Here is a 7,474-nt window from a genome sequence, read left to right as displayed (position 1 = left end):
ATCGTTTAACAAAAACCAGCTACGGTTAACTTTCGAGTAACACGATACCTCGAGGCTCTGCCTCGGGGTAATTCATTCATAATGCATAGATTATCAATTGGGGATAATTGTGCAATTTCTTGGAATTGCCAATTTCTAGATGATGACTTTTCATGAGATAAAGTACACTAGAAAAAAGCAAAGCAATAATTCAATAGTAATTGGTGATAATGTTTGGATAGGATGCGGAGTAAAAATATATAAAGGGTCTGTTATACCAAATGGGTGTATAATCGCATTTGACACAATTGTTAAAGGTGTTTTTGAAATTGAAAATGCATTAATTGGTGGTAACCCTGCCAAAGTTATCAAAGAGGGTGTTAGTTGGAAATAATCTTATTTGACGTTGTTATTTTATCCTTAATCTAATAAAATTAAAGTAATATTGTGTTAAAACCAAAATAAGATTTAGCCGGACTATTACAAGAGATGGTAGCTTCTGATATTGCAATTTTCAAGAAAGATTTGCTTTTAATGGATGCAGGAAATACAGTGTATGTGCAACAAGAGTAGATAAAAAGTCAAGCTGTGAAATCATGAATTTTTGCAACGAAATTAGTTGTATTCGATTAGATAATAAACTAAAAATATAAAGTAAATAAATGTTAGGTAGATTAAAGTTAAAGTTAAATTCTTTTTTTTTAGAAGGACATAGTAGGACTCTTTTAGCAAAAAAAAACATAGCAGAATCTTTTTTTATTAGATTCATTAGTATAATTGTTAGTTTTATAATGGTTCCTCTTACAATAAAATATGTTAGTACTTCAAGTTATGGAATATGGCTATCACTAAGTTCAATTATTGCTTGGATAAACTTCTTTGATGTAGGATTAGGAAATGGGTTAAAGAATAAATTAACAGAGGCTTTAGCGAATAATGATTTTAAGACAGCGAAAATTTTAGTTAGTACTACATATTTTATAATATCTATTATAGCTTTTATTTTATTACTACTATTTTATGTTTGGAATAATCAAGCAGATTGGAATAATATATTAAATTTAAATACACACGAAAAAGATTTAAATTTAACCGCCTTAATAGTTGTCAGTTGTTTTTCGTTACAATTTATTTTGCAGATAATTAATTCAATTCATAGTTCTTATCAAAAAATATCAAGACCTGCATTTTGGAATTTAATAGCAAGTCTTTCATCTTTTTTAACTATTTTTATTTGTACTTTTTTTTTAAAGGGTACCCTTTTAGTACTTTCTGTTGCTTTGTGTTTTCCACAGATTATTGTTTTATTAATAAATAATTTATTTTCGTTTAAAAACTATTACAATAAAATTCATCCTACAATTCACAGTATAAATTTAAAATATTCTAAAGATTTATTTGGATTAGGAATAAAGTTTTTTATTATACAAATATCGGCTCTAATACTGAATCAAACTACAAACTTTTTGATGATTAGAAGTTTTGGCCCACAATATGTAAGTTCTTATAATATTTCTTTTAAATATTATGGAATTTGTACAATGATATTTACTATAATTATGACTCCATATTGGACTGCTTTTTCTGATGCTTTTGCTAAAAAGGATTATTTGTGGATTTGTAGTGCAGAAAAGCAATTGATAAACGTATGGTTCTATATATTAGGTTTTTCAATTGTTTTATTGGTTTTATCAGGCTTTATTTATTCGGTCTGGTTGGGTGACTTAATTCAGATAAATAAAAATCTCGATTTTTGGATATTTATTGCAATTCTTGTTTCAACGTTCAGTAGTATTTATGTGACAATTTTGAACGGATTAGGAATTGTTAAAATGCAATTTATTGCATCAATTATATCTTCAATATTGTTTTTTCCTCTAGCAAAAATATTAATACAATTTTACGGACCTTCCGGACTAATTATAACAAGTATTCTTTGTAATGTAAATGGGTTATTATTAGCTCCGCTAGAATTTAAAAAGTTCAAAAAGAAACTTAAAATAAATCTGAATGAAAATATTATTTGATCATCAAACATTTACACTTCAAAAATTTGGTGGAATTTCGAAATATTTTATTGAATTATTGAATCAATTTAATTTGACAGGTGACAAATGTAATGTTGCAGTACTTTATTCTGATAATATTTATTTAAATAAAAAAGCATATTATAATTTCATTGTTTTAATATTAAAAAATCATTTTAAAGGCAGAAATAAAATCATAAATTTTTTAAATATTACTTTTAATAAATATAAGCTAATACAATCGGACTTTGATGTTTTCCATCCCACTTATTATGATCCATATTTTCTTAGATATTGTAAAAAGCCTTTTGTTATAACTGTACATGATTTAATTCATGAAAAATATTTAATTCATTTAAATTCGCAGAAATTCTTAGCTGATAAACGCGAATTACTCGAAAAGGCTTCTCGAATTATTGCGATTTCAAATACAACGAAATCTGACATTGTTAGTATATACAAAATAGATGAAACTAAAATTGATGTTATTCATCATGGTGTAAATGAGAGTTTCAATAATATTAAGACTAGACATTTAAATCTTCCAAAACGCTATGTTCTATTTATGGGACAAAGAAATGAATACAAAAATTTTAATTTCTTTATAAAAGCTCTTAAATCAGTACTTGATGATGATAATGAATTGCATTTAGTTTGCAGTGGTATTCCATTCAATAAAAAAGAAATTGAATTAATAGAAGATCTTGGATTGACAATTAAAGTGCATCATTTTGATGCTTCAGAAATTCAGTTGCCATCATTATATGCAAATTCAGTTTGTTTTGTTTTTCCGTCAATATATGAAGGATTTGGAATGCCTATTTTAGAAGCATTTGCTACTAAGACACCATGTTTGCTTTCAGACACTCCTTGTTTTAGAGAGATTGCTGCGGATGCTGCATTGTTTTTTAAATTGGATGATTTTGATGATTTTAAAGAACAAATTTCAAAAATTTTATATTATAAAAGTATAAAAGAGATTTTAGTTAATAAAGGTACAGAAAGACTAAGTGAATTTTCTTGGCAAAGGACAAAAGCACTAACCCTAGAGTCATATAAAAAAGCTATTTCCTCATATGAAAAGTAACATCTACAAATCAGTTTTGTTTTTATATATTATAATAATTCCTTATTATGGAACATTTAATATTAAAGTAAAAACTGTTTTATTTTCACCTCTTTTATTTTTAGTTTTATTTAATGACTTTTCTTTTCCAAAATATATTTACAATAATAGAGTAATTAAATCTTTTGCGTTATTTTTTTTATTTTGCCTTATTACATCTATTAGCTCAAGTAATATTGAATTAAGTTTAGAACAGTTAGTACAATATTCTTTGTATTTTTTATTTAGTTTTATATTGTTGAAATATACAGAAACAACAGGCTTAAATGTTATTTATCTGGCATTTGGATTTTCTATTTTGACCTCTATCGTAATTGCATATTTTCAGTTTATAGGTTTAACTAAGTTTTATATTTATAATATTAATGACTTAAATGATAATACTATGATGCATCGCGATGCATTTGAGAACATAAGAGCATGGGGATCGTTCGGTAACTCACTATCACTGTCCTGTTATTTGAGCGTTATAGGTATAGTTGTTAGTGTGTTTTTATTGAGTATTAAAAAGCAATTTAATGTTTATTACTCTTTATTTTTTTTTTCTATAACTTTTTTTGGAATAATAATTTCGGGGGGTAGAACGGCTTGTATTGCTTTTTTATTATGTTATTTTTTTGCTTCTATGTTAATCAAAAAAAACAAATCAGTTTTTGTCGTAATATTAATAATATTTTGTTTTTTTTCATTTTCAGATATGTTTATGGACTCTCAAATCTTTTCAAGATTTCTCGATAGTAAGGATGATTTTAAAGAGGGGCGTTATGATAATTGGATTAAAGGAATAAATGTTTTCTATGACAATCCAATTATTGGATGTGGCCCAGGTAACTTGAATGCATCTCTACAAAATCAAAATCACTTACATAATAGTAAAGTTAGACTTTTTATTGGCGGTCATGTTGAAAGCGTTTATGTTACAATATTGGCTACCTATGGCATTTTTGGAGCATTTTTATACTTTAATACTATTTATTCATCCTTAAAATTGTTTAAAATTAAAAAAGGCATTATTCATAATCCTTATAAAATATCATTATTATTTGGTTGGATGGTAATGCTAATAAATATGGTAACTAATCCAGCAATAATTATAGATATTCGTTTAGGGTTAGTTCTCTTTCTATTATTGATTTTGCCAGTAAGTATTATAAAGAAAGAAAATTTACTTTTTAGACGAATCTAAACGTTAAGAAATTTACTCTCAACAAAAATGTCCTTATTAATAAATAACCGTACTTACAAATTTTAATGAACGAAAATATTTTAATCACCATTGTTACCCCTTCCTACAATCAAGGGCAGTTTATAGAAGAAACGATACTAAGTGTGTTAAATCAAACCTATAAAAACATTCAGTACATAATAATTGATGGAGGTTCTACTGATCAAACTATGAATGTGGTGAATAAATATAAAGACCAAATAGATATTATCATTCATGAAAAGGATAAGGGACAAACAGATGCTATCAATAAGGGATTTAAATTAGCAAAAGGTGAATTGGTAGGCTGGATTAATTCTGACGACATTCTTTATGCGGATTGTGTTGAAAAAGTAGTTAAAAAGTATATTGAAGAACCGGATGGAGCCATTTATTATAATAGGTTCAATACAATGATAGATGCTAAAGGGGAAGTAATAAAAAACTATGAAAAAAACATTCCAAATCGTAAATATTTATTATCAATCAATTACGATGTAATTCAGCAGGGATCCTTTTATAAAAAAGAATTAGTAAAAAAAGTGGGTTATCTAAATGATAAAAATCATTATTGTATGGATCTTGATTTATGGTTAAGACTTCTTAATTATGGATCTATTTATAATGTTTCAAAATGTTCTTCTGCTGGATTTAGAATGTGGGAAGAAACTAAAACTAATACTGGAAAGGAGAAATTCTTAAAAAATATTCGTGAAGTTCTTATTTCAAATGGAGCTAAATATTATTCTAAATCAGTGAGGAAGACCTATTGGTATGAATTAAAAGTATATGTAAAATATTTTTTAAAATTATAATAAATGAAGATTCTTCATATTATTTTTTCTTTTAGTACTGGTGGTACTGAAACTATGCTTGTTGATATCATGAACGAGCAATCAATAACTAATAAAGTGGATTTACTTATCGTTAATAATGTTGTAAATGAAGCATTATTACGAACTATTAATAAAGAGGTAAATATTAATTTTTTAAACAGAAAACCGGAAAATCGGAATCCTATACCAATTTTTCAATTCAATTATAAAGTTTTTAAGATCAATCCCACAGTTATTCATTTTCACAACCATAATGCAATTAATTTATTAAAATATAAAACTAAGGCTGTTACATGCTTGACAATACATGATGTAAATGTTTCAGTAATTAATTTATTTAAATACAAGAAATTGTTCTCTATTTCTAATGCTGTTTTGGATGATATATTAAGACGAAGTGGAATTAGTAGTATTCTAGTATATAATGGAATACGGTGTGAACAAATACCTACTAATAGTAATTTGCTTGACTTCGATAAATTTAAAATCATACAAATAAGTAGGTTGGATCATGAAAAAAAAGGACAGCATGTTTTAATGGAGGCCATAAGTATTTTAGTGAATCATAAGGGGTTAAATAATTTACAATTAGATTTGATTGGAGAGGGAAGTTCTCTAAGTTATTTAGAAAATTTAGCAAAAGAATTGAATATAGAAAAATATGTTAATTTTTTGGGAATGAAAACTCGGAAATTTATATATAAAAACCTTAAAGATTACCAATTGTTAGTTCAGCCTTCTTTTTTTGAAGGATTCGGTTTGACCGTAGTTGAAGGAATGGCTGCTAAAATACCGGTTTTAGTATCTGATATAGATGGGCCAATGGAAATAATTGATAACGGTAGATATGGATTTTATTTTAAAAGTGGGGATGTAAAAGAATGTTCTGAAAAAATTCATGATATTATAGATGGTTATAATACCAAAGAAATTAAAAGAAAAATTAGTGAAGCTCACGGTTATGTGAAAGAAAATTTTAATATAAAAAAAACAGCACAAAATTACATAGATAATTATGAGTCATAAACGTGTCGGAATATCTTTAAGTGTTTCATCGTCAATTCTTACAGTCGGATTAGAATGTAAAGATCACCGTGGCGGTATAGGGGGGGTAATAGAAACCTATTCAAAGTATTTTTCGGTTTTTAATTACGTTTGTAGTTATGGAACTTCAGAAAATAAGTTTGTAATCGTATTTAAGTATTTAAAATCGTTGGTTGAGTTACCAATAGTATTTATCAAGGATAGAAACATTCAAATCGTTCATATACATGGTGCTGCCAAGGGTAGTTTTTTTAGAAAATATATAATTTTCCTTTTGAGTAAGTATGTATTTGGTAAAAAAGTCATTTTCCATTGTCATGGCTCTGAAATGGAAAAATTTTATTTGAAAAGTCCGCAAATAGTTAGAAAAATGATGTCTAATTTTTTTAATAATGTTGACTTGGTTATTTGTTTGTCTAATTCATGGGCTTTATTTTTTACACTTAATTTTACCCCTAGAAAACTTGTAGTCCTAGAAAACATTGTCGAGGAGGCTTTAGATAAATCTATTAAAGATTTTCAAATTGATAAACCAATTCATTTTCTCTTTATGGGTGCAGTTGGCAACAGAAAAGGAATATTTGATTTATTAGCTACAATTGCGCTGCATAAGCTAGAATTTTCTGGAAAAATGAAATTACTTATTGGAGGGAATGGTGAAATTAAACGACTCAACGAATTCATAGCAATTAATCAGTTGTCAGAAATTGTGATCTATGAAGGATGGGTTTCTGGAGCGCTTAAAAATAAACTTTTCAATGAAGCGGACGTTTATATTTTACCATCCTATAATGAGGGGTTGCCAATATCTATTTTAGAGGCTATGACTTATGGGTTGCCTGTTATTTCTACTAATGTTGGTGGTATTCCCGAAATAATCACCAATGGTATAAATGGTTGTGTGATTAATCCAGGAGATAGGGAAGCTATCTATGCTTCATTACGATTTTTTATTGATAATCCATTACTTTGTAAAGAGTATGGCAAAAATACTATGGAAATAGTGGAACCTTATTATGCAAAAAACGTAATACCAAAATTAGAATCAATTTATATAGAACTTTTAACACAAGTATCCACCTTATAATAAAAACGCTATTTCTAAATCATTGTAAATATGGGTTTTAATTCTATTTTTTAACGGTGACGATTTGAAATGAATCCATTATGTTCGTATAGTGCTGGTGCGTTAATTTTCTTTTTTTGTTTGTAATGTATTGATTTATATAAGGATATAGACGTTCTTTTATTTTTTGAT

General features: G+C 26.9%; 7 protein-coding genes. All 7 read left to right on the top strand.

What is annotated here, in order from left to right; all coding sequences use genetic code 11:
* Positions 1-139: 139 nt before the first annotated feature.
* The 7 genes from FNW17_RS16080 to FNW17_RS16050 all read left to right on the top strand — a co-directional run bounded on the left by FNW17_RS16080 (position 140) and on the right by FNW17_RS16050 (position 7,303).
* Positions 140-373 carry an LbetaH domain-containing protein gene (locus tag FNW17_RS16080; RefSeq protein WP_144072199.1) on the top strand — a complete coding sequence of 78 codons (234 nt, stop codon included), beginning with the start codon at positions 140-142 and terminating at the stop codon, positions 371-373.
* Between the two features lie 268 nt (positions 374-641).
* Positions 642-2,006 (top strand): lipopolysaccharide biosynthesis protein, encoded by a 1,365-nt coding sequence (locus tag FNW17_RS16075; protein ID WP_144072198.1) that lies wholly within the window; start codon positions 642-644, stop codon positions 2,004-2,006.
* On the top strand, positions 1,990-3,093 hold the full coding sequence (locus tag FNW17_RS16070; protein WP_144072197.1) for a glycosyltransferase family 4 protein: 1,104 nt from the start codon (positions 1,990-1,992) through the stop codon (positions 3,091-3,093). Before FNW17_RS16075 ends, FNW17_RS16070 begins: the two co-directional genes overlap by 17 nt.
* Complete coding sequence (locus FNW17_RS16065; protein ID WP_144072196.1) at positions 3,083-4,318, top strand: O-antigen ligase family protein; 1,236 nt, start codon at positions 3,083-3,085, stop codon at positions 4,316-4,318. Before FNW17_RS16070 ends, FNW17_RS16065 begins: the two co-directional genes overlap by 11 nt.
* Positions 4,319-4,383: 65 nt before the next feature.
* The gene (locus FNW17_RS16060; protein ID WP_144072195.1) at positions 4,384-5,151 is read left to right on the top strand and encodes a glycosyltransferase family 2 protein; all 768 of its coding nucleotides are present in this window, start codon (positions 4,384-4,386) and stop codon (positions 5,149-5,151) included.
* 3 nt (positions 5,152-5,154) lie between these two features.
* The gene (locus FNW17_RS16055) at positions 5,155-6,198 is read left to right on the top strand and encodes a glycosyltransferase (RefSeq protein ID WP_144072194.1); all 1,044 of its coding nucleotides are present in this window, start codon (positions 5,155-5,157) and stop codon (positions 6,196-6,198) included.
* A complete protein-coding gene (locus FNW17_RS16050; RefSeq protein ID WP_144072193.1) occupies positions 6,188-7,303 on the top strand; it encodes a glycosyltransferase family 4 protein in 1,116 nt (371 codons plus the stop codon). Before FNW17_RS16055 ends, FNW17_RS16050 begins: the two co-directional genes overlap by 11 nt.
* Positions 7,304-7,474 lie beyond the last annotated feature (171 nt).

This window comes from Flavobacterium franklandianum (genome assembly GCF_007097365.1).
Lineage (GTDB): Bacteria > Bacteroidota > Bacteroidia > Flavobacteriales > Flavobacteriaceae > Flavobacterium > Flavobacterium franklandianum.
The sequence above is the reverse complement of the archived record's forward strand: the minus strand, read 5'-3'. Positions and strand labels throughout refer to the sequence as shown.